This is a genomic window from Yokenella regensburgei (assembly GCF_003634235.1).
In the GTDB taxonomy this organism is placed as follows: domain Bacteria; phylum Pseudomonadota; class Gammaproteobacteria; order Enterobacterales; family Enterobacteriaceae; genus Yokenella; species Yokenella regensburgei.
Genome location: NZ_RBIZ01000003.1, coordinates 659,476 through 677,748, shown reverse-complemented (window position 1 = coordinate 677,748; position 18,273 = coordinate 659,476). Strand labels below are relative to the sequence as shown.

General features: G+C 53.7%; 28 protein-coding genes and 2 pseudogenes. 26 read left to right on the top strand and 4 right to left on the bottom strand.

Annotated elements, in window-relative coordinates; all coding sequences use genetic code 11:
- Nucleotides 1–8 precede the first annotated feature (8 nt).
- The 3 genes from C7387_RS22995 to C7387_RS03340 all read right to left on the bottom strand — a co-directional run bounded on the left by C7387_RS22995 (nucleotide 9) and on the right by C7387_RS03340 (nucleotide 1,039).
- A complete protein-coding gene (locus C7387_RS22995; RefSeq protein WP_166791151.1) occupies nucleotides 9–155 on the bottom strand; it encodes a hypothetical protein in 147 nt (48 codons plus the stop codon).
- An 83-nt stretch (nucleotides 156–238) separates the two neighbouring features.
- Nucleotides 239–781 carry a toxin YdaT domain-containing protein gene (locus C7387_RS03345; protein WP_120816053.1) on the bottom strand — a complete coding sequence of 181 codons (543 nt, stop codon included), beginning with the start codon at nucleotides 779–781 and terminating at the stop codon, nucleotides 239–241.
- Nucleotides 782–811: 30 nt separating this feature from the next.
- Entirely contained in the window at nucleotides 812–1,039 is a 228-nt protein-coding gene (locus C7387_RS03340; protein ID WP_033817243.1) for a hypothetical protein, read from the bottom strand.
- A 68-nt stretch (nucleotides 1,040–1,107) separates the two neighbouring features.
- Between C7387_RS03340 and C7387_RS03335 the strand changes: the two genes are divergently transcribed.
- The 22 genes and pseudogenes from C7387_RS03335 to C7387_RS03240 all read left to right on the top strand — a co-directional run bounded on the left by C7387_RS03335 (nucleotide 1,108) and on the right by C7387_RS03240 (nucleotide 12,976).
- A complete protein-coding gene (locus C7387_RS03335; protein WP_244922336.1) occupies nucleotides 1,108–1,830 on the top strand; it encodes an XRE family transcriptional regulator in 723 nt (240 codons plus the stop codon).
- Nucleotides 1,831–1,841: 11 nt separating this feature from the next.
- Entirely contained in the window at nucleotides 1,842–2,429 is a 588-nt protein-coding gene (locus tag C7387_RS03330; RefSeq protein WP_120816051.1) for a hypothetical protein, read from the top strand.
- Nucleotides 2,430–2,868: 439 nt separating this feature from the next.
- Nucleotides 2,869–3,444, top strand: coding sequence for a BRO-N domain-containing protein (locus C7387_RS03325; RefSeq protein ID WP_050597475.1), 576 nt, complete (start codon nucleotides 2,869–2,871; stop codon nucleotides 3,442–3,444).
- On the top strand, nucleotides 3,441–3,647 hold the full coding sequence (locus C7387_RS03320; protein WP_120816050.1) for a hypothetical protein: 207 nt from the start codon (nucleotides 3,441–3,443) through the stop codon (nucleotides 3,645–3,647). The genes C7387_RS03325 and C7387_RS03320 overlap by 4 nt, the downstream gene beginning before the upstream one ends.
- Nucleotides 3,648–3,793: 146 nt before the next feature.
- Nucleotides 3,794–3,922 carry a host cell division inhibitory peptide Kil gene (locus C7387_RS03315; protein WP_006820554.1) on the top strand — a complete coding sequence of 43 codons (129 nt, stop codon included), beginning with the start codon at nucleotides 3,794–3,796 and terminating at the stop codon, nucleotides 3,920–3,922.
- Nucleotides 3,922–4,119 carry a DUF1482 family protein gene (locus C7387_RS03310; protein ID WP_120816049.1) on the top strand — a complete coding sequence of 66 codons (198 nt, stop codon included), beginning with the start codon at nucleotides 3,922–3,924 and terminating at the stop codon, nucleotides 4,117–4,119. The genes C7387_RS03315 and C7387_RS03310 overlap by 1 nt, the downstream gene beginning before the upstream one ends.
- Nucleotides 4,120–4,188: 69 nt before the next feature.
- Nucleotides 4,189–4,584 (top strand): hypothetical protein, encoded by a 396-nt coding sequence (locus tag C7387_RS03305; protein ID WP_120816048.1) that lies wholly within the window; start codon nucleotides 4,189–4,191, stop codon nucleotides 4,582–4,584.
- Nucleotides 4,578–4,730 carry a hypothetical protein gene (locus tag C7387_RS22990; RefSeq protein WP_166791150.1) on the top strand — a complete coding sequence of 51 codons (153 nt, stop codon included), beginning with the start codon at nucleotides 4,578–4,580 and terminating at the stop codon, nucleotides 4,728–4,730. The genes C7387_RS03305 and C7387_RS22990 overlap by 7 nt, the downstream gene beginning before the upstream one ends.
- On the top strand, nucleotides 4,718–5,374 hold the full coding sequence (exoX, locus tag C7387_RS03300; protein ID WP_120816047.1) for an exodeoxyribonuclease X: 657 nt from the start codon (nucleotides 4,718–4,720) through the stop codon (nucleotides 5,372–5,374). The genes C7387_RS22990 and exoX overlap by 13 nt, the downstream gene beginning before the upstream one ends.
- A gap of 3 nt (nucleotides 5,375–5,377) precedes the next feature.
- Entirely contained in the window at nucleotides 5,378–6,043 is a 666-nt protein-coding gene (locus C7387_RS03295; RefSeq protein WP_120816046.1) for an ATP-binding protein, read from the top strand.
- An 11-nt stretch (nucleotides 6,044–6,054) separates the two neighbouring features.
- Nucleotides 6,055–6,768: a hypothetical protein gene (locus tag C7387_RS03290; RefSeq protein WP_120816045.1), complete on the top strand. Its 714-nt coding sequence runs from the start codon at nucleotides 6,055–6,057 to the stop codon at nucleotides 6,766–6,768.
- A 29-nt stretch (nucleotides 6,769–6,797) separates the two neighbouring features.
- On the top strand, nucleotides 6,798–6,962 hold the full coding sequence (locus C7387_RS22985) for a hypothetical protein (protein WP_166791149.1): 165 nt from the start codon (nucleotides 6,798–6,800) through the stop codon (nucleotides 6,960–6,962).
- A pseudogene (locus C7387_RS23095) lies at nucleotides 6,959–7,324 on the top strand (phosphoadenosine phosphosulfate reductase domain-containing protein); the annotation flags it as partial. The gene C7387_RS22985 and the pseudogene C7387_RS23095, both read left to right, overlap by 4 nt.
- Before the next feature lie 513 nt (nucleotides 7,325–7,837).
- Complete coding sequence (locus tag C7387_RS23090) at nucleotides 7,838–8,392, top strand: phage N-6-adenine-methyltransferase (protein WP_244922362.1); 555 nt, start codon at nucleotides 7,838–7,840, stop codon at nucleotides 8,390–8,392.
- Nucleotides 8,389–8,606 (top strand): annotated as a pseudogene (locus C7387_RS23085) (hypothetical protein). The gene C7387_RS23090 and the pseudogene C7387_RS23085 overlap by 4 nt, the downstream one beginning before the upstream one ends.
- On the top strand, nucleotides 8,603–9,139 hold the full coding sequence (locus C7387_RS03275) for a phiTE_072 family protein (protein ID WP_120816043.1): 537 nt from the start codon (nucleotides 8,603–8,605) through the stop codon (nucleotides 9,137–9,139). The pseudogene C7387_RS23085 and the gene C7387_RS03275 overlap by 4 nt, the downstream one beginning before the upstream one ends.
- A 91-nt stretch (nucleotides 9,140–9,230) precedes the next feature.
- On the top strand, nucleotides 9,231–9,452 hold the full coding sequence (locus tag C7387_RS03270) for a TraR/DksA family transcriptional regulator (protein WP_120816042.1): 222 nt from the start codon (nucleotides 9,231–9,233) through the stop codon (nucleotides 9,450–9,452).
- The gene (locus tag C7387_RS03265; protein ID WP_244922335.1) at nucleotides 9,449–10,147 is read left to right on the top strand and encodes an ASCH domain-containing protein; all 699 of its coding nucleotides are present in this window, start codon (nucleotides 9,449–9,451) and stop codon (nucleotides 10,145–10,147) included. Before C7387_RS03270 ends, C7387_RS03265 begins: the two co-directional genes overlap by 4 nt.
- Before the next feature lie 642 nt (nucleotides 10,148–10,789).
- Nucleotides 10,790–11,041, top strand: coding sequence for a DUF4222 domain-containing protein (locus tag C7387_RS03255; protein WP_244922334.1), 252 nt, complete (start codon nucleotides 10,790–10,792; stop codon nucleotides 11,039–11,041).
- Nucleotides 11,042–11,049: 8 nt separating this feature from the next.
- Nucleotides 11,050–11,280, top strand: coding sequence for a hypothetical protein (locus tag C7387_RS03250; protein ID WP_120816038.1), 231 nt, complete (start codon nucleotides 11,050–11,052; stop codon nucleotides 11,278–11,280).
- A gap of 106 nt (nucleotides 11,281–11,386) precedes the next feature.
- The gene (locus C7387_RS03245; protein WP_120816037.1) at nucleotides 11,387–11,632 is read left to right on the top strand and encodes an excisionase family protein; all 246 of its coding nucleotides are present in this window, start codon (nucleotides 11,387–11,389) and stop codon (nucleotides 11,630–11,632) included.
- Between the two features lie 45 nt (nucleotides 11,633–11,677).
- Entirely contained in the window at nucleotides 11,678–12,976 is a 1,299-nt protein-coding gene (locus C7387_RS03240; RefSeq protein ID WP_120816036.1) for a tyrosine-type recombinase/integrase, read from the top strand.
- 23 nt (nucleotides 12,977–12,999) lie between these two features.
- Here C7387_RS03240 and fliE read toward each other — a convergent pair whose 3' ends face one another.
- A complete protein-coding gene (gene fliE / locus C7387_RS03235) occupies nucleotides 13,000–13,311 on the bottom strand; it encodes a flagellar hook-basal body complex protein FliE (RefSeq protein WP_006820570.1) in 312 nt (103 codons plus the stop codon).
- Nucleotides 13,312–13,527: 216 nt separating this feature from the next.
- Between fliE and fliF the strand changes: the two genes are divergently transcribed.
- The 4 genes from fliF to fliI are packed head-to-tail and all read left to right on the top strand — an operon-like array spanning nucleotide 13,528 to nucleotide 18,253.
- A complete protein-coding gene (gene fliF / locus C7387_RS03230) occupies nucleotides 13,528–15,195 on the top strand; it encodes a flagellar basal-body MS-ring/collar protein FliF (protein WP_112471386.1) in 1,668 nt (555 codons plus the stop codon).
- On the top strand, nucleotides 15,188–16,183 hold the full coding sequence (fliG, locus tag C7387_RS03225; RefSeq protein ID WP_006820573.1) for a flagellar motor switch protein FliG: 996 nt from the start codon (nucleotides 15,188–15,190) through the stop codon (nucleotides 16,181–16,183). The genes fliF and fliG overlap by 8 nt, the downstream gene beginning before the upstream one ends.
- Nucleotides 16,176–16,883, top strand: coding sequence for a flagellar assembly protein FliH (gene fliH, locus C7387_RS03220; RefSeq protein ID WP_006820574.1), 708 nt, complete (start codon nucleotides 16,176–16,178; stop codon nucleotides 16,881–16,883). The genes fliG and fliH overlap by 8 nt, the downstream gene beginning before the upstream one ends.
- Nucleotides 16,883–18,253 (top strand): flagellar protein export ATPase FliI, encoded by a 1,371-nt coding sequence (gene fliI, locus C7387_RS03215; RefSeq protein ID WP_006820575.1) that lies wholly within the window; start codon nucleotides 16,883–16,885, stop codon nucleotides 18,251–18,253. The genes fliH and fliI overlap by 1 nt, the downstream gene beginning before the upstream one ends.
- The last annotated feature ends 20 nt before the right edge of the window (nucleotides 18,254–18,273 follow it).

Below are 18,273 nucleotides of genomic sequence, written 5' to 3'. Positions count from 1 at the left end.
TTGCGAGATTACCCACGATCGCTCTCCTTGCGTTTCAGTTCTTCCAGGATGGCGCGCATCTTTTCGGCCACTTCCGGGTTAACAGAACGGACAAAACGATCACGGGTAATGTTTTTATGTACAGCGGTATGGAAATAGCGTTGTTTTTTTGCCATTATTCCTCCTGCAACTACTCTCGTTTTTGCACCTGAAAGCCGTTGGTGTTCGAGCACCGCGGCTTTCGCCATTTCTGTAGTTCTCACATGACCCCCAGCATCGAAGTGACCATCGTCATTAACGGCCCTACCTGCTCCGGCATGAGGCGGAACAGTGACGCTATACCCTCACTTACCTCTTTCAGCTTCTGATGCTCTGGAGCGTTCAGGAGCACAGCCTGTTTGGCTTCTCCGCACTCTTTGATGGCATCAGCGATAAGCGACATGGTGTCGTTATGAGGTACCAGGCGCCCGCGATACTCGAGAGGGAGAACTGCCATGATTGCCGGAGTCAGTTCGCGCACATTCTCGCGGTACTGGTCGGAGTCAAACCGGTTGTCCAGAAAGCGAAAAAGCTTTTGACGGGCCCGGCTGATGTCTTCTGGGAAGTCGATCTCCGTGCCACCCTGCTCCCTGTACTCAGCGATAATGAGCGCCGATACCACGTCCTGATTGTCGATAGCCGCTGACCATGCGCGAACAGCTGCGCGGATCAAGTCGTGTTTATTGTCTGGTTCCGGTTGAGCGCGATTTATCATCACGCCGCTATGTGTTCCGGTACTCTGTTGATACGCAAGTGATTGCATGTGCATTCCCTTTCGTGGTTTTGGCCGCCGTTAAGCGGCTTTTGGTTTACTGATTTCAAGGATCTGGTTCTCGGTAAATTGACCACCAGATGCGGCTGCGATTTTTGACGCATAGCCTGTTTCACCGGTGTAATCGGTACGCGGCAGGCAACCGCTGTTAATCCACTTATAAATAGCGCGTGGAGTACGCCCACAAGCCTTCGCCACCACCGGTACACGGATTTGCTTGATGATGTCGCCAAGGTTTTTAGGTTGCATTTGTTAACCCTCAAATTGAACTGTAAGTACATATTATGTCGGAACTGATAGTTCACGCAAGTGATATTATGATTGAACCCATGGTTCAAGAAGAAAAAGCGCGTAATGAGTTTTCCCAACGGCTAGCGCTGGCCTGTGATAAAGCTGGTTTACCTGCACATGGTCGTCAGACTGAAATAGCTAAGCGTATGAAGCTGACGCCTAAAGCAGTAAGCAAGTGGTTCAATGGGGAAGCTATACCAAGACGTGGGAAGCTGCAGGAGTTGGCGGCTATAATTGGTACGTCCTCGTCTTACCTATTGGGCGATAGTGCGGCAGATGGAATATCTGAAGGTCATTTGATGATGAGGGATGATTCTTACCGGGTAGACGTATTTGATATTCAGGCTAGTGCTGGGCAGGGAGTTCTCGTGCGCGATGAATTTATCGAAACTATCAGATCCATTGAGTACTCCACTGAAGAGGCTCGAGCTGTTTTTGGCGGGCGCCCTGCTGACCATATAAAAATGATTGCTGTTAACGGCGATTCGATGTCAGGAACGTTCGAGCCGCGCGACCAGATATTCGTCGACGTCAGCATCGACTGTTTTGACGGTGACGGTATATATATTTTCGTTCTGGACAATGATCTCTATATAAAACGCCTCCAGAAACAGCACAAAAAATTAGCTGTGATCTCAGACAATAAAAAATATGAGACTTGGTACATAGAAGATGGTGATTTTTCATCTCTCCGTATCTGCGCAAAGGTCCTGGTAAGCCAGTCCAGAGCATACAGATTTCATAGCTGAGGGAATTAAGCATGGAAGCTAATAGGGTTGCAGATCTGAGTGATGGAAGCGTTTTATACGAGCTTGGAGAGCACCTTATCACGTGCAAATTAAGCCACGATAAACGGTGGCAGTTAGGAGCCTTTAAACGTGATGAAAGCAGGCTCAGGGATGATACGCTGGTAGTTCTGAAGAATGAAAAATTCATGTTTATGGTTAAGCTTGGTGAGAAGCACTCTCCGAAACCTCAATGCATAGCTGTAAACGGGCGTTTTTTATTTTCTGTCCACACCGGTAAAGACAATAACATGGCAGCAGTCATAGCCATGGACAACGCCGGAAAAGAGTTATTCAAGATAGAAACATCTACCCACCTCATTAGTTCGGCCATATCTGAATTTGGCTGCTACATAGCCCTATCTTTTTCCGGAAGCAAAAACAAAGATGACTTTTATGCAAACCGGATTGAGGTTATAAACATCGATACTGGAGAGGTGTTGATGTCTGTTATCAAAACCGATTTCCTTCGGTATGCCGAACTATCAGTTGTGGAGCCAGAAGGCGGACTTTTCGCAACATACAACAGGATCACAAGACTTGTAGATGTGACGAACCTCTAAAATATCCAATCCTCACCTGCGAATAAGCTACCCACTAACAAAAAAACCAAAATTATTTCTCCTTAAAGTTCATAAACATAATCGCATGTGAACTTTGTATTCACATAAAATGTACTTTTGGTACTTTACACTAATGAACTATTAGTACATTATCTACCCATCGCAACAACACAGCGATGCGGCCACCAGAGTTAAGCCGCGCCAGACGCAAGTCAGGCTGCTCATTAAAAATTCAGATAAGCAACAAATCACCCGGAGCGCTCCTGGCAAATTGAAATGGCGCCCAATGGGATTGAGGCAGGTGTGTAACGCGTGGCGGGTATAGCACACGAAGAGGACGCCGCACCGGAATGGTTTGTTGCTCAGTCGCCCTGAACATCGGGGCAGATTTACCAGCAGCTCTTTGCGAGGGGCTGACGGTAAACAAAGAGAGGTGAATATGGGAAGCGAGTTAACGTTTCAGGATCGCACTGTCGTGCCATTTGATAACGGCGACGGGAAAATCTGGTTCACGACAGAAGCGCTGGCCGACCTTCTTGGTTATGCAAACGCCAATAAGGTTTCCAACATCTACAACCGCCACAAAGATGAGTTCACGGATAGTATGACGACCGTGACCAAAGTGAGGAAGGATGGGATAAACAATAGCTTACGTGAAGTTGAGATGCGTATTTTCTCCCCACGAGGTGCGCACCTTATCGGCATGGTATCCCGTACCAAAGTAGCCAAAGACCTGCGTATCTGGATGCTCGACCTGGTAGAAAAAGAATCTGGTATTCAGATTGCCCCGTTAAATGTCTCAGGCCTTGCCAAACTGACCGGGCAGCAGATTCACGATCAGATCGCGTCATTCGACGAGTTGTCTTTCAAACATCGCGGGCAAAAAGGCAGCGGACTGCTCGCCCAGCGTAAAAAAGACAAAAAGCGCGTTAAGGAAGCGACTCTCCTCGCGCTTCAGTTAACACAGTTCAGCATCCCAGATCTTGGTGAATTCTCAGAGGGGCTCCCTGTATGAGCCCGCAGGAATTTATTCATAAAAACATAACGGCGGAACTGGTAAAGCTCGGTTATGACCAGAACGCCGCAATGACTGGTGCTGATATGGCGGTGGATCACTACCGCAGATGCTCTCAGGCAAGCCGTAAAGGCCGAATATTCGACGATTGCCTGTACATCGCCAAACAATGGGCTGGCAAGCAAAAAGCAAAACAGAAATGAGCCGCGTAAATAGCGGCTTTTTTCATACCTGGAGTCATTTTCGAGTGGCTCAAGTTATGAACCGGGCGGCCATCCACCGCCCTATTACGGCAAATGCGCCGGATGCAATGAAACGTTCTGACAGCCGGGAAAGTCCGGGAGGGTAAATGAGCAATAGATACTGGATTAATGTTGCACACAGCAAGCTCACCATCGCCATCTTTCTCTGCGACGGAAAAATGATGCAGCAGGCGATCGATATGTACTGGAAAGCAAAACGTGGAGAGCTTCACTGATGGGCACACTATTCGCACTTGTCCTGACCGTAGCAATGACCAACGGTGAATATCAGGACGTCATCCTTGGCGTTTACGACAGCCAACAGGAATGTAGCCAAGCTGCATACGATCAGAAAGTAGCAGCTGAATGCTGGCCAGTTGACGGCATATTCCGTAACGGCGAAACCCAGGCGCAGGAAGTAGCGCAGCACTAACCACCCTATTCAACCGATCTGCCTGGCATTACGCGGGCGGGATCCGTACGCACTTTTTAAGGAGTCTCTATGCAACCTTATGCACGATTAACAGCAGAGCGACTTGCTGGGTTTCCAGCAGGAACCCGCCTGAAATTGGGAGGGCAAATCGTAAAACTTACTGGCCGTGGTGCCTTCACCACCAGCGCCGGGCGAACCGAAAACATGATCGAGTATGTCGATTCACGCGGTGTGCCAGGCAGTTTTTCAGAAAGCATTTTTCTGGAGTCTGCAACAGAACACCTTCAGTCAGTGATGTGCGCCTGCTGTGGCGCCCGCCGGCATCCGAAAGACTGCGTTGTGCGCAACGTATCGACGTACATGACTACCAGCCAGAGTCATTTTTGCGAAGACAAAGGCTGTGCTGAGAAATTCTTTCGCCTTCATCCTGGCAGATCCCAATCATCACGGAGAAGCAAATGGTAACTCAACACAGCGGTTTGCTGATGGTTGCCATGCTCTGCCTGCTGTACGACCTGCAGCCGGCAGACCTTGAAACAGTCGCCCACCAGCTTGCAGAGTTTGACGCAATTAACGACTCAAAAACGGAGATACCTGAATGTTACGAGTGATTGACACCGAAACCACCAGCCTTGAAGGAAGTGTGCTGGAGATAGCCAGCGTTGACATTGTTGATGGCGTTATCTGCAACCCCATGAGCGACTTTGTGAAGCCCACAGAGGCGATCAGTTTCGAGGCTATGGCTATCCACCACATCACCGAGGATATGGTCGCTGACGCACCACTGATAAGCGAGGTTATCGGTCGCTACATGGGTGCAGATGCATATGTGGCTCACAACGCCAAGTTCGACAAATCGAAATTGCCGCAAATTGATGCTCCATGGATCTGCACCGCTAAGCTGGCCCGCGCCCTTCTCCCTGATCATCCAAGTCACAGTAACCAGTACCTTCGTTACAGTCTGGGCCTCAAGCCTGAACTACCAGAAGGTCTGTATGCGCACCGCGCACTGTATGACTGCTATGTCACCGCTGAGTTGCTTCTGTATATGGGTCGCCTGGCAAAGTGGACGATGGGTGAAATGCGGGCCATATCGAATAGCCCATCACTGATTAAGGCGATCCGCTTTGGCAAGCATAAGGGGCTGACGTTCGAAGAGATTGCCAAAATCGACGTCGGGTATCTGCGTTGGCTGTCCAGCAACAGCGACGACGAAGACATTCTCTTCACCATCAAACACTGGCTTAAGGGGTGATTTATGGCGGTGATGACTCTCATCCTTGCCGACTCCGGGTATGGCAAGACGTTCAGCATCCGCAACGTTAACCCGGAAAATGCCATTCTCGCCCGCTGTATTCGTAAGGCCCTACCGTTTCGCAACACTGGCTGGAAACTTCACGGCAAACGCCTTGCGGATAACTCTATCCAGCGCGGTAACGTGGTTGATATCCGCAATGGCCGGCATCTTCTTGACGTAATCCGTAACGCAGCACAAAGCAGCCGAAAGATGCTGATCATCGATGACTTTCAAGCGGTCATGCAGCACGAGAACATGGACCGGGCCTACGAGACTGGCTACACCAAGTTCACCGAAATGGCGGAGCATGCCTGGCGCATTATTGAGGCCGCCACCCAGCTTCCTGACGACTTCCGCGTCTATTTCCTCGCCCACACCGAAGAGAGCGAAGGAAAAATCAGGATGAAGACCGTCGGCAAGATGCTTAACGAAAAGCTCACCCCCGAAGGCTACTTCCCTATCGTTCTGCGCATCATCAAGCGCGACGGCAAACACCTTTTCCTGTTGAAGGGCGACGACAACGACACCGTGAAATGTCCTCCTGACCTATTCGGTCCGGAAGTGACTGACATGGATAACGACCTGGCGGCGTTCGACAACGCAATTTCTGAATTCACTGACTTATAAGAGAGATAACGATGAACCAACCAATCAGCTTTACCTGGAACCAGCAGTCGGCAGAAGCAGCACTCAAAGCCGGATCCTCCGCTGGCATTTCTGAAACCGGCGCATACGAAGGGCTCATCACCTCAGCGGTGTATGAGTTCGGCAAGGATGGCTCACAGTCACAGGCTCTTACGCTTTCTCTCGATGCCGATGGGCAAAAAGCTAACTTCATTCGCATCAACTTCATCGGCCGAGATGGAAGCCAGACATTTGGCATGGGTCTGATCGCCGCCATTATGTGGGCCGCCCAGGTAAAGGATGCTCAGGCACAGCAGCGACAAGGTCAGAACGGGCCAGAATGGTTCCTACCTGCGCTTGAAGGTAAACGTGTTGGCCTTTTCCTGCAGAAGATCCTCACTACCAAACAAGATGGTAGCGGCGATAGTTACAAACTCGAAGTGCGCCACGTATTCCAGCCAGGTTCACGCCTGACCTACAAAGAATTCACCGACAAAACGCCAGCAGAAGCGATTGCTACGCTTGAGCGCACCATGAAAGACAAAGACGACCGCAAACCTCACGATTCTTCCCGCGGCGGATGGGGTGCGCCATCACATAGCGGTGGCGGATGGGGAGGCAATCAGCAGGATCCGAACTCAGTACCTGATTCACGACTGCAGCAGGCCAATCGCCAGGTATCACAGAGTAATCAGAATCCTCAATTCGATGATGACATTCCCTTTTAACGGTACTTAATAAAATCAGGAGCGCCACGATGGAGTGGACAACCGAAGAACTGGCGCTCCTGTGGCGCCACACTAACGCAGAAGTCGCAGAGATAACCGGCAGAAGTATCGAAGAGGTCGGAGATAAGCGGCTGCAAACCAATATTGAGCGTAATGGCTGGGATGTTAACGATCCGGAGCGGGAGGGTGCATGAGCATATCTCAAGTTGTCAGTTTCTCTGGCGGAAGAACCTCGGCTTATCTCGTTCATTTAATGGAGCAACGGAGGCTGAATGGTGAAGAAGTTCACTATGTCTACATGGACACAGGGGCAGAGCACAAAGGGACCTACGAGTTCATCAAGACGCTGGCGCGCGAATGGTCGATTAAACTGATCTGCCTCCGTGTAAAGGTCAATCCTGAGTTGGGTAAGGCAAACAGTTACTCGGTGGTACCGCTGGATGATATCGGTCCCGATCTTCAGCCATGGAAAGACGTATGCGAAAAGTACGGCACCCCATATGTCCACGGCGCGTTCTGCACCAGGACCATGAAAATGGAAGTTTTCGAAAGATATTGCCGGGACACATTCGGCCAGTATCACACTTGGATCGGTATTCGCGCTGACGAGCAGCGCAGGCTAAAGCCACGAGATGGCGTTAGTTATCTGGCAGATATAAGCGATTTCGAAAAGCAGGACATTCTCGACTGGTGGAAGGATCAGCCGTTTGACCTCGGCATTCCAGAACACCTGGGCAACTGCGTTTTCTGTATCAAAAAAGGAATAAACAAGGTCGCCCTCGCCGCACGCGACGAGCCTGAGCTCGCCGCTGAGTTCTGGAATCTTATTACCAACCCTTCGGTAAGAGTTGTGGAACGACGGCAGCAGGAAAACAAAATCATGTATCGCGGTAACAATTCTCTGGAGAGCGTAATCGCAATGTTCTCTGGCAGTTCGCGCGAAGAAATTGCAGCAACAATAAAAGGCGGCGGCGGATATGACCCTAACTCATGCACTGAAAGCTGCGAAGCACTGACTTGTGAAGTGGATGATAACCCAGAGCCAGAGGAAGAAGAAAGCCAAGTTTCGATCCGCACTGGATATGGAGGAAGCCATACTCCGGCAGAACAGCGCGACCTCTGGCGCACCCCACCAGCCCTTTTCGCTTCCCTTGATGCTGAGTTCTGTTTCCAGCTTGATGCCGCAGCAGCGCCGCATAACGCACTGTGCAGGAAGTTCATCACCGCCGAGCAGAACACGCTGGAAACGCCCTGGGCTGATTACATGAGCATTCCCGGCTACGTCTGGCTGAACCCACCTTACAGCGACATTACTCCGTTCGTTAAGAAGGCCGCTGCCGAGAGCGCCAATCAGATCGGCACGGCCATGCTGGTACCGGCCGACACTTCAGTTGGCTGGTTCAAGGAAGCCATCCAGACCGCCAGCGAGGTTCGCTTCATCACCGCCGGGCGTCTGGCATTTATCAACCCGATCACCGGTAAGCCGGTCAGCGGAAACAACAAAGGGTCGATGCTCATCATATGGCGACCGTACCCGCGTACACACTGCCACTTCGCAACTGTGGACCGGGACGAGCTGATGGCTTTCGGGGTGAAACTTCTCGCCCGCCGGGAGGCCGCATGACGCCAGCAGATGAGAATGCCTCCGCGCCGCCTGCCGCCGCTGCACCGAAGAAATCCAGTAGGCCATGCGCAAGAAGCCAAAGCCTAACTGGAACGAAACGGTGCCTCCCATCATCAACAAGCATCACAAGAAAATAGAAGCTCTGGGAGTTAGCCTCCTGGAGTTCGTCGTATACACAGGGCGGCTTAATCGCCGCTTCGGAGTGGAATCGTGAAGGTTGAAAAAAGCGATGTTCTGGCGTTTACCATTTCAGATGTTGAACGCCTCGACCCGGTCAGGGTGATGATTGAAAACTATGAGCCCGGTAAGGGTCGCATCACCATCACCTGCTTCGGTAAGGCGTGGACCGGGGCTTGGTTTGCTATGGGCGGTGACACTGTTCAGGACTTCATTAAGCGCGTCAGCAATGAGTACCTTATCGGCTATTTCGATCCGCAGCTGCAAAGCACAGTAGATGATGACAATGATGCCAACCTCGCTTTCGTTAAGGGTGAGATTGTCCGGCTGCGTCGTGAGCAGGAAATTGACGGCAATGAAGCCCGCTCAATGTGGGATGAGGCTGAAGATGCTGATGATGTGAAGGCCAGCTGCTGCAATTATCTCGTCGGCGACAAGCTGCTTAACCTGCTAGGCGATGATCCATGGTACGCAAAATGGCCGTCAGTGCCGAACCATCATTATCAGTACCTCGAACGCATCATTGATGCAGTGCGTGGTGGGCTCGCAGAACTGGAGCGCGCCGCATGAAGGCACTAATCACCAGGTCGCTTAGTCGGCCTTTTTTATTGCTGGCGTTCACCTTCAACCGAATTAACCGACAGTTCCGGGAGCATTGACCATGGCCGACATCATCGATACCGCAGCAGAGATTGAAGAGCTTCAGCGTAACGCTGCCCTTTCCGCTCACCGAGTGAACCGTAACGACGTATCAGCTGAGCGTTGTGAAGAATGCGACGAACCGATTCCCGAGCCGCGGCGCGCTGCCGTTCCCGGCTGCCAGACCTGCGCGGAGTGCCAGGGCGTCATCGAATTGAGGAATAAGCAGAGGGGGATCCAGTGAAAGAGCGAGGAATGATTTTTAACGGCGAGATGGTCCGGGCCATTCTCGACGGCAGAAAGACGCAGACACGGCGCATCATGACAATTCAGCCGTCTGATGGCTTCCACCCAACTCATAACGGTTACGATCTGGATTTAAACGCACACTGGTACACGCCTGGCGTGGTCGATAAAAACGGATACCTGCAGCCTGCAAAGAAAGATGTGTTTGGCGTTGCTGATGAGAATGAAGGCTATACCTGCCCGTTCGGTGCCGTCGGCGACCGCATCTGGGTGCGCGAAACGTGGGCAGAAGCTGGTGCTGGCGCGCCGGAGCTAAAGCTATATCGCGCGAATTATCCTGATCACGTTCCATCTCATTACGAGAATGTGCCGCCAGCTTCCGATATTCGCTGGACACCGTCCATCCACATGCCGCGCAATGCCAGCCGTATTCTGTTGGAGATTACCGGCGTGCGAGTGGAACGGTTGAATAGTATCAGCCAGGAGGATGCGCAAGCTGAAGGCATGGAGCTTACCGGATGGCGGCCAACATACTCTGACCCGGATAGCGGCGGTGAAGTATGGACTCCATATGACAACTTTGCGCAGCTGTGGGAATCAATCTACGGCGAGGAGAGTTGGAAGGCCAACCCATGGGTCTGGGTAATCGAATTTAAGGTGGTGCCCAATGTTCAGGATAATCCAGAGGGTTAATTCACATGATTGAGAATTTTTCGGAAGGGGAAAAGCGCTGGCGCCTAACAATGATCGAGCGCCTTCCAAGGGAGAGCGGCAAGAACAGGAAAGGCAGGTTCATCTGCGAATGCGGAAATGAGACCGTCGCAGTTATCAGTAGGGTTAAATCTGGCCTTACTAAATCTTGCGGCTGCCTGAGCCGGGAGGTTTCCGTCAGGCTCAGGACTAAGCATGGCCAGCATGGTTCTGAAACTTATGGAACGTGGTGCGCAATGCTGTCTCGGTGCGAAAACCCCAGCAATGTAAATTACAAAAATTACGGAGGTCGTGGGATTACCGTTTGTTACCGCTGGCATGAATTCAGCGAGTTCTTTGCTGATATGGGTGAAAGGCCACGCGGAATGACCATCGATAGGATTGACAATAATCTTGGGTATTTCCCCGGGAACTGTCGATGGGCCACTCAGTCTGATCAGACCAAGAATCAGAGGAAAAGGAGTGGCTGCACATCAAATTGCAAAGGGGTTAGCCTTACCAAGCATGGTCGTTGGGAGGCGCACATTTCAATCGATGGGAAAAGAACCTCTCTTGGACGTTTCGACACCGAGGAAGAGGCGTCGGCCGCTCATCAATTAGCCCGCGCTAAAAGAGATGAGAAACATGAAGAGTCGACTTTTTAGCTTCCTGATGCTTGGGGAGTATTACTCTGATCGCCACGGCGCGCCCTGCAAAATCCTCCGCGCTACCCACGAAGTAATCCACTACATCCGCAACGGACGCACCTGCATTGCCAGCATGGTCCGCTTTCAACACGAATTTGAACCGCTGACTAAAGCACAGGCTGAGCGGATCGCCGAAGAAATCGAAACAGCAGAACACCTGAAGAAGCTGCGCGCCCAGCGTGCGGCGTGAGGAGAGATATGAAAACCATTCAGGACATCCGGAGCCAACTTTCAACCCTGATCGCTGATGCGCACAAAGTAGCGTGTTCTCTCGATATTGGTGACCAGCGTACAGAGGCTTTCGAGCTATACGAAGCGCTTCGCCGTCTACAGCGCCAGGGTGCAGCCGGAGAAGTTCTTTCCGCAACCAACCCTCTTTTGGCCCCGCCTTATTACGACGAGGACTGGGAGGAAGATGAAGACGACTGACGCAACTGATAGCCAGTTATGAGCTGGCTATTGGGTGCGAAAGCACTGCTCCATTATCCCTTTTCGCCCGGCCCCGCGCCGGGTTCTTTTTTGCCTGGAGATACCTATGAGCGAAATGACATTTATCGTGCCCAATGACTGGGTGACGGAAGATAAGCTCGTCGAAATTACCGGGCTTCGCCCGGGTACCATTGAAGCTGCGCGCAAAAAGTCATGGATGGTTGGTCGGGAATATATTCATGTTTCCCCGGATGGTATACCAAAGCCGAACAGCGAGTGCATGTACAACCGTAAAGCTGTCGACCAATGGGTTGAGAGCATGTCAAAGAAACAGCCGGGTGCGCGCCAATGAAGATCCGTTTATGCTTAACGGGCTCTTGGACGTCAGGAGGGAACAATGGCTAAGTCAGCATACCCAACAGGCGTTGAGAATCATGGCGGGACTCTCCGCATATGGTTCATCTACAAAGGCGCCAGGGTCAGGGAGAACCTTGGCGTACCGGATACACCAAAAAACAGGAAAGTGGCTGGCGAGCTGCGCGCGTCGGTGTGCTTCACCATTAAGACGGGGAGCTTCAACTTTTCAGCTCAGTTCCCTGATTCTCCGAACCTGAAGAAATTCGGTGCAGAAAACCGGGAAATTACGGTCATTGAGCTTTCCAGAAAATGGCTCGAGCTGAAGAAGATGGAGATAAGCACGAATGCCCTTGGCAGGTACAAGTCTATCGTCAGGAATATGGTGCCGCGGATTGGAGAGAGCAGACTTGCATCTTCGGTTACACAGGAAGATCTGCTGTTCATCAGGAAGGACCTGCTAACTGGCTACCAGGTTATGAAGAAAGGACACCGTACGCCGGTGAAGGGAAGAACCGTTCCAACGGTTAACAACTACATGGGCATCATGGCGGTCATGTTTCAGTTTGCCACGGATAGCGGATATATCAGGGCCAACCCTTTTTCTGGGATAACGCCGCTGAAGAAGTCCAGGACGGAACCTGACCCCTTGACGCGTGATGAGTTCGTTCGCCTGATTGATGCTTGCCGGCATCAGCAGTTGAAAAACATGTGGTCGCTGGCAGTCTATACCGGTGTCCGTCATGGTGAGCTCGTTTCACTGGCCTGGGAGGACATCGACCTGAAAGCCGGGACGATGACGATCCGCCGCAACCACACTCTGACGAAGGAATTCACCCTTCCAAAGACGGATGCGGGTACAGACAGGGTGATTAACCTTATCCAGCCTGCGTTAGATGTACTGAAAAACCAGGCCGAAATGACCCGGCTCGGGAAGCAGCATCAGATTGAAGTAAAGCTCAGGGAATATGGAAGAACCGAACAGCATCTCTGCACGTTCGTGTTCAATCCTCAGATCGTAATGCGAAATGGCCTGGCCGGGCATCATTACGCAGTTGGATCTATTAACCAGAGCTGGGAGGCGGCAATGCGGCGCGCCGGGATTCGCTACCGCAAAGCATACCAGTCCAGGCATACGTACGCATGCTGGTCTTTAACGGCTGGCGCCAACCCGAACTTCATCGCTAAGCAAATGGGCCATTCGGATGCTCAGATGGTTTACCGGGTATACGGATCCTGGATGGCGGAAAACAACCAGGACCAGGTAGTCATTCTGAACCAGAAACTATCAGCGTTTGCCCCATCCATGCCCCACGCTGTGGGATCTGATGTAAATAAATAATAATATTCAGTAGGTTACTATACCTACACCTGCATGGACATCATTTCCTGATACGCCGTTACCAGCTTGTTGCGCACCTGAATCCCCATCTGCAGTGAAACAGACGATTTTTGCAGATCGGTCATCACGTCGTTGAGCGCAACGCCGGGTTCACCCAGTGAAAACTTTTCTGCCTGTGCACGTGCCGCGGTTTGCGTGTCGCTGATGCGGTCCAGCGCAGCGGTAAGCTGCCCGGCAAAGCTGACGCCCTGCGGTGCTTCAACGGCCTGATTGCGCGCGACGCTCGCCGTCATCTGCATCTGGCTCAGTACGCCCTCGATACCCTGAACAGCCATGATCTTTCCTCTTTTATGAATTTCTGGGGCTGAGATTACCAGCTTGTCAATGAGATAAAGGCGCTAATTAGCGACAAAAAAACGGGTTATTTGGCCCATCAAAAATTCTGAAGCATCAAATAATGGCATAGCTTTTTTTATGCGTTTGTCGACCCGGGAGTCTGTTTTGTTTCTCAATCTCTTTTTCGCCACTGGCCAGGATTTACGAGGTGCGCAATGAGCGCGACTGCAACGACCACGCCACAAACTAAAATTCCAGAGTGGATCAATCGCCTGCGTGCCAATCCGAAAATTCCGTTAATGGTGGCCAGTGCCGCAGCGGTCGCTATCGTTGTGGCCCTTGTGCTTTGGGCGAAAAGCCCGGACTACCGCACACTATTTTCGAATTTGTCCGATCAGGATGGGGGCGCCATCGTCACCCAACTGCAGCAAATGAATGTGCCTTATCGCTTCGCTGACAGCGGCGGTGCGATTGAGGTTCCGGCAGAAAAAGTTCACGAACTGCGTTTACGCCTCGCTCAGCAGGGGCTGCCGAAAGGCGGCGCCGTTGGCTTTGAGCTGCTGGATCAGGAAAAATTTGGCATCAGCCAGTTCAGCGAGCAGGTTAACTACCAGCGCGCGCTGGAAGGTGAGTTGGCGCGGACCATTGAAACCTTAGGTCCGGTAAAAAGCGCTCGCGTCCACCTGGCAATGCCCAAACCAACACTGTTCGTCCGTGAACAAAAATCCCCTTCTGCCTCCGTCACGCTGAACCTGGAACCAGGCCGCGCGCTCGACGAAGGACAAATCGCAGCCGTCGTTCATCTGGTCTCCAGCGCCGTAGCGGGCCTGCCGCCGGGCAACGTGACGCTGGTCGATCAGGGCGGTCATCTGCTGACCCAGTCCAATACCGGCGATCGTGACCTTAACGACGCACAGCTGAAATACTCTGCCGATGTCGAAGCGCGTATTCAGCGTCGCATTGAATCCATCCTCTTACCTATCGTCGGCAGCGGCAACGTGCATGCGCAGGTTACCGCCCAGATTAACTTCGATAATAAAGAGCAGACCGAAGAGCAGTATCGCCCGAACGGTGATGCAAGCCAGGCCGTCCTTCGTTCCCGTCAGGTGAGCGAGAGCGAGCAGCTCGGTAGCCCGTATCCTGGTGGTGTACCTGGGGCGCTGTCGAACTCCCCGGCGCCAGCACCAAATGCGCCTATCTCTACGCCGCCTGCCAACCAGCAAAATACGCAGACCAACGCTCAGCGCAATACCAGCAACGGCCCAAGCAATACTCAGCGTAACGAAACCAGTAACTACGAAGTCGACCGTACCATTCGCCACACCAAAATGAATGTGGGCGACGTGAAGCGTCTGTCGGTTGCCGTGGTGGTGAACTATCGCAACCTGCCGGACGGCAAACCGCTGCCGCTGACCGCCGATCAGATTAAACAGATTGAAAATCTGACCCGCGAAGCGATGGGCTTTACCGACAGCCGTGGCGATACCCTGAACGTGGTGAACTCGCCGTTCAACAGCACCGAAGACACCAGCGGCGACCTGCCGTTCTGGAAACAGCCGTGGTTTATCGATCAGCTGATGTCCGCCGGACGCTGGCTGCTGGTTGCCCTGGTCGCCTGGCTGCTGTGGCGTAAAGCGGTTCGTCCGCAAATCATCCGCCGCCAGGAGATGGCGAAAGTTGCCGTGGAAGAAGCCCGCGTGCGTCAGGAAACCGAAGACGCCGTGGAAGTTCGCCTCAGCAAAGACGAACAAGTTCAGCAGCGCCGTGCTAACCAGCGCCTGGGTGCCGAGGTGATGAGCCAGCGCATCCGTGAATTGTCAGACAACGATCCGCGCGTGGTGGCGCTGGTCATTCGCCAGTGGATGAATAACGACCATGAGTAATCTTTCCGGAACCGATAAAAGCGTCATCCTGTTGATGACCATTGGCGAAGACCGTGCGGCAGAGGTGTTTAAACACCTCTCCACCCGCGAAGTACAGACGCTGAGTGCCGCAATGGCCAACGTGCGTCAGATCTCCAACAAACAGCTGACCGACGTACTGGCAGAGTTTGAGCAGGAAGCCGAACAGTTTGCGGCGCTGAACGTCAACGCCAACGAATACCTGCGTTCCGTGCTGGTGAAAGCCCTCGGGGAAGAGCGTGCCGCCAGCCTGCTGGAGGATATTCTCGAAACCAACGAGACCACCAGCGGGATTGAAACGCTCAACTTTATGGAGCCACAGAGCGCGGCCGACCTTATCCGCGACGAGCACCCGCAGATCATTGCCACCATCCTCGTGCACCTCAAACGCGGCCAGGCAGCAGATATTCTGGCGCTGTTCGACGAACGTCTGCGTCACGACGTGATGCTGCGTATTGCCACCTTCGGCGGCGTCCAGCCTGCCGCACTGGCGGAACTGACCGAAGTGCTGAACAACCTGCTCGACGGCCAGAACCTCAAGCGCAGCAAAATGGGCGGCGTGAGAACCGCAGCCGAGATTATCAACCTGATGAAAACGCAGCAGGAAGAAGCGGTTATCACCGCCGTGCGCGAATTCGACGGCGAGCTGGCGCAGAAGATTATCGACGAGATGTTCCTGTTCGAAAACCTGGTCGAAGTCGACGATCGCAGTATCCAGCGCCTGCTGCAGGAAGTGGATTCCGAATCGCTGCTTATCGCTCTCAAAGGCGCCGAGCCACCGTTGCGCGAGAAGTTCCTGCGCAACATGTCGCAGCGTGCTGCCGACATCCTGCGCGACGACCTCGCCAACCGTGGTCCGGTCCGTCTGTCGCAGGTCGAGAACGAACAGAAAGCCATCCTGCTTATTGTTCGTCGTCTGGCAGAAACCGGCGAGATGGTGATTGGCAGCGGAGACGACACCTATGTCTGATAATTCGGCATGGAAAGTCTGGCAACCCGACGACCTCGCGCCGCCGATGCCCTCCTTCGCTCCTGCTTTTGAGGAGCCTGAAGAGGTGTTCGACGGCGAAGCGGTGGACGACCTCCGCAAAGAAGAGAAGCTTCAGCAGCAGCTCGCCCAGATGCAGATGCAGGCGCACGAGCAGGGCTATGCGGCCGGTCTTAAAGAAGGCCGCAGCGACGGGCACGCCCAGGGGTATCAGGAAGGTCTGGCGAAAGGCCTTGAGCAAGGTCTGGTACAGGCACAGCAGCAGCAGGCACCGCTCCACGCCCGCATGCAGCAGCTGGTCAGCGAGTTCCAGCACACCCTCGATGCCCTCGACAGCGTGATTGCCTCACGTCTGATGCAGATGGCGCTGGAAGCCGCGCGTCAGGTTATCGGCTATGCGCCGACGGTGGATAACTCAGCGCTGATTAAACAGATCCAGGGTCTTCTGCAGCAGGAGCCGCTGTTCAGCGGCAAACCGCAGCTGCGGGTGCATCCGGACGATCTACAGCGCGTTGAAGAGATGCTCGGCGCAACCCTTAACCTGCACGGCTGGCGACTGCGCGGCGATCCAACGCTGCATCCTGGCGGTTGCAAAGTTTCTGCCGATGAAGGCGATCTTGATGCCAGCGTGGCAACCCGCTGGCAGGAACTGTGCCGCCTGGCGGCACCCGGAGCCTGTTGATGACTGCACGTCTGACCCGCTGGCTCACGACCCTCGACAACTTCGAAACCCGCATGGCGCAGCTGCCTGCGGTTCGTCGCTACGGGCGCTTAACCCGCGCAACCGGGCTGGTGCTCGAAGCCACCGGGCTTCAGCTGCCGCTCGGTGCAACCTGCATTATTGAACGTCAGGATGGTACTGAAACTCAGGAAGTGGAAAGCGAAGTGGTAGGCTTTAATGGCCACCGCCTGTTCCTGATGCCGCTTGAAGAAGTGGAAGGTGTTCTGCCCGGAGCGCGCGTGTATGCCCGCAACAGCACGGGCGACGGCCTGCAAAGCGGCAAACAGCTGCCCCTTGGCCCTGCTCTGCTCGGTCGCGTGCTCGACGGCAGCGGTAAGCCACTGGATGGCCTGCCTGCGCCCGACACTACCGAGACCGGCGCGCTTATCACCCCGCCGTTTAACCCATTGCAGCGTACCGCCATTGAGCACGTGCTGGATACCGGGGTTCGCCCAATTAACGCCCTGCTCACCGTTGGCCGTGGCCAGCGTATGGGCCTGTTCGCCGGTTCCGGCGTGGGTAAAAGCGTGCTGCTTGGCATGATGGCACGCTACACCCAGGCCGACGTTATCGTCGTGGGGCTCATCGGCGAGCGTGGTCGCGAAGTTAAAGACTTTATTGAAAACATTCTCGGTGCCGACGGTCGCGCCCGCTCCGTGGTGGTCGCCGCACCGGCGGACGTTTCTCCCCTGCTGCGTATGCAGGGTGCCGCCTATGCCACGCGCATCGCCGAAGATTTCCGTGATCGCGGACAGCACGTACTGCTGATCATGGATTCCCTGACCCGCTACGCCATGGCCCAGCGTGAAATTGCGCTGGCCATCGGTGAGCCACCGGCCACCAAAGGCTATCCGCCTTCCGTATTTGCCAAACTGCCAGCGCTGGTTGAGCGCGCCGGGAATGGTATCAGCGGCGGTGGCTCGATTACCGCGTTTTATACGGTGCTTACCGAAGGTGACGATCAGCAGGATCCGATCGCCGACTCGGCGCGCGCCATCCTTGACGGTCACGTGGTGCTCTCGCGTCGCCTGGCCGAAGCCGGTCACTATCCGGCGATTGATATAGAAGCCTCGATCAGCCGTGCAATGACATCGCTCATTACCGAAGAGCACTACGCCCGCGTCCGTCACTTCAAGCAGCTGCTCTCCAGTTTCCAGCGTAACCGTGACCTGGTCAGCGTCGGGGCCTATGCCAAGGGCAGCGACCCGATGCTCGACAAAGCGATAACGCTCTGGCCACAGCTGGAAGCTTTCTTACAGCAGGGCATTTTTGAACGTTCGGACTGGGACGATTCGCTGCAGGCGCTGGAACTGATTTTCCCTACGGCGTGATGAAGCAGGAGGTCTGCGAT

Excerpts from the sequence above, each read along its gene's own strand:
- C7387_RS22995 (WP_166791151.1), bottom strand. The coding sequence starts at position 155 with ATGGCAAAAAAACAACGCTATTTCCATACCGCTGTACATAAAAACATT.
- C7387_RS03345 (WP_120816053.1), bottom strand. The coding sequence starts at position 781 with ATGCAATCACTTGCGTATCAACAGAGTACCGGAACACATAGCGGCGTG.
- C7387_RS03340 (WP_033817243.1), bottom strand. The coding sequence starts at position 1,039 with ATGCAACCTAAAAACCTTGGCGACATCATCAAGCAAATCCGTGTACCG.
- C7387_RS03335 (WP_244922336.1), top strand. The coding sequence starts at position 1,108 with ATGATTGAACCCATGGTTCAAGAAGAAAAAGCGCGTAATGAGTTTTCC.
- C7387_RS03330 (WP_120816051.1), top strand. The coding sequence starts at position 1,842 with ATGGAAGCTAATAGGGTTGCAGATCTGAGTGATGGAAGCGTTTTATAC.
- C7387_RS03325 (WP_050597475.1), top strand. The coding sequence starts at position 2,869 with ATGGGAAGCGAGTTAACGTTTCAGGATCGCACTGTCGTGCCATTTGAT.
- C7387_RS03320 (WP_120816050.1), top strand. The coding sequence starts at position 3,441 with ATGAGCCCGCAGGAATTTATTCATAAAAACATAACGGCGGAACTGGTA.
- C7387_RS03315 (WP_006820554.1), top strand. The coding sequence starts at position 3,794 with ATGAGCAATAGATACTGGATTAATGTTGCACACAGCAAGCTCACCATC.
- C7387_RS03310 (WP_120816049.1), top strand. The coding sequence starts at position 3,922 with ATGGGCACACTATTCGCACTTGTCCTGACCGTAGCAATGACCAACGGT.
- C7387_RS03305 (WP_120816048.1), top strand. The coding sequence starts at position 4,189 with ATGCAACCTTATGCACGATTAACAGCAGAGCGACTTGCTGGGTTTCCA.
- C7387_RS22990 (WP_166791150.1), top strand. The coding sequence starts at position 4,578 with ATGGTAACTCAACACAGCGGTTTGCTGATGGTTGCCATGCTCTGCCTG.
- exoX (WP_120816047.1), top strand. The coding sequence starts at position 4,718 with ATGTTACGAGTGATTGACACCGAAACCACCAGCCTTGAAGGAAGTGTG.
- C7387_RS03295 (WP_120816046.1), top strand. The coding sequence starts at position 5,378 with ATGGCGGTGATGACTCTCATCCTTGCCGACTCCGGGTATGGCAAGACG.
- C7387_RS03290 (WP_120816045.1), top strand. The coding sequence starts at position 6,055 with ATGAACCAACCAATCAGCTTTACCTGGAACCAGCAGTCGGCAGAAGCA.
- C7387_RS22985 (WP_166791149.1), top strand. The coding sequence starts at position 6,798 with ATGGAGTGGACAACCGAAGAACTGGCGCTCCTGTGGCGCCACACTAAC.
- C7387_RS03270 (WP_120816042.1), top strand. The coding sequence starts at position 9,231 with ATGGCCGACATCATCGATACCGCAGCAGAGATTGAAGAGCTTCAGCGT.
- C7387_RS03255 (WP_244922334.1), top strand. The coding sequence starts at position 10,790 with ATGAAGAGTCGACTTTTTAGCTTCCTGATGCTTGGGGAGTATTACTCT.
- C7387_RS03250 (WP_120816038.1), top strand. The coding sequence starts at position 11,050 with ATGAAAACCATTCAGGACATCCGGAGCCAACTTTCAACCCTGATCGCT.
- C7387_RS03245 (WP_120816037.1), top strand. The coding sequence starts at position 11,387 with ATGAGCGAAATGACATTTATCGTGCCCAATGACTGGGTGACGGAAGAT.
- C7387_RS03240 (WP_120816036.1), top strand. The coding sequence starts at position 11,678 with ATGGCTAAGTCAGCATACCCAACAGGCGTTGAGAATCATGGCGGGACT.
- fliE (WP_006820570.1), bottom strand. The coding sequence starts at position 13,311 with ATGGCTGTTCAGGGTATCGAGGGCGTACTGAGCCAGATGCAGATGACG.
- fliF (WP_112471386.1), top strand. The coding sequence starts at position 13,528 with ATGAGCGCGACTGCAACGACCACGCCACAAACTAAAATTCCAGAGTGG.
- fliG (WP_006820573.1), top strand. The coding sequence starts at position 15,188 with ATGAGTAATCTTTCCGGAACCGATAAAAGCGTCATCCTGTTGATGACC.
- fliH (WP_006820574.1), top strand. The coding sequence starts at position 16,176 with ATGTCTGATAATTCGGCATGGAAAGTCTGGCAACCCGACGACCTCGCG.
- fliI (WP_006820575.1), top strand. The coding sequence starts at position 16,883 with ATGACTGCACGTCTGACCCGCTGGCTCACGACCCTCGACAACTTCGAA.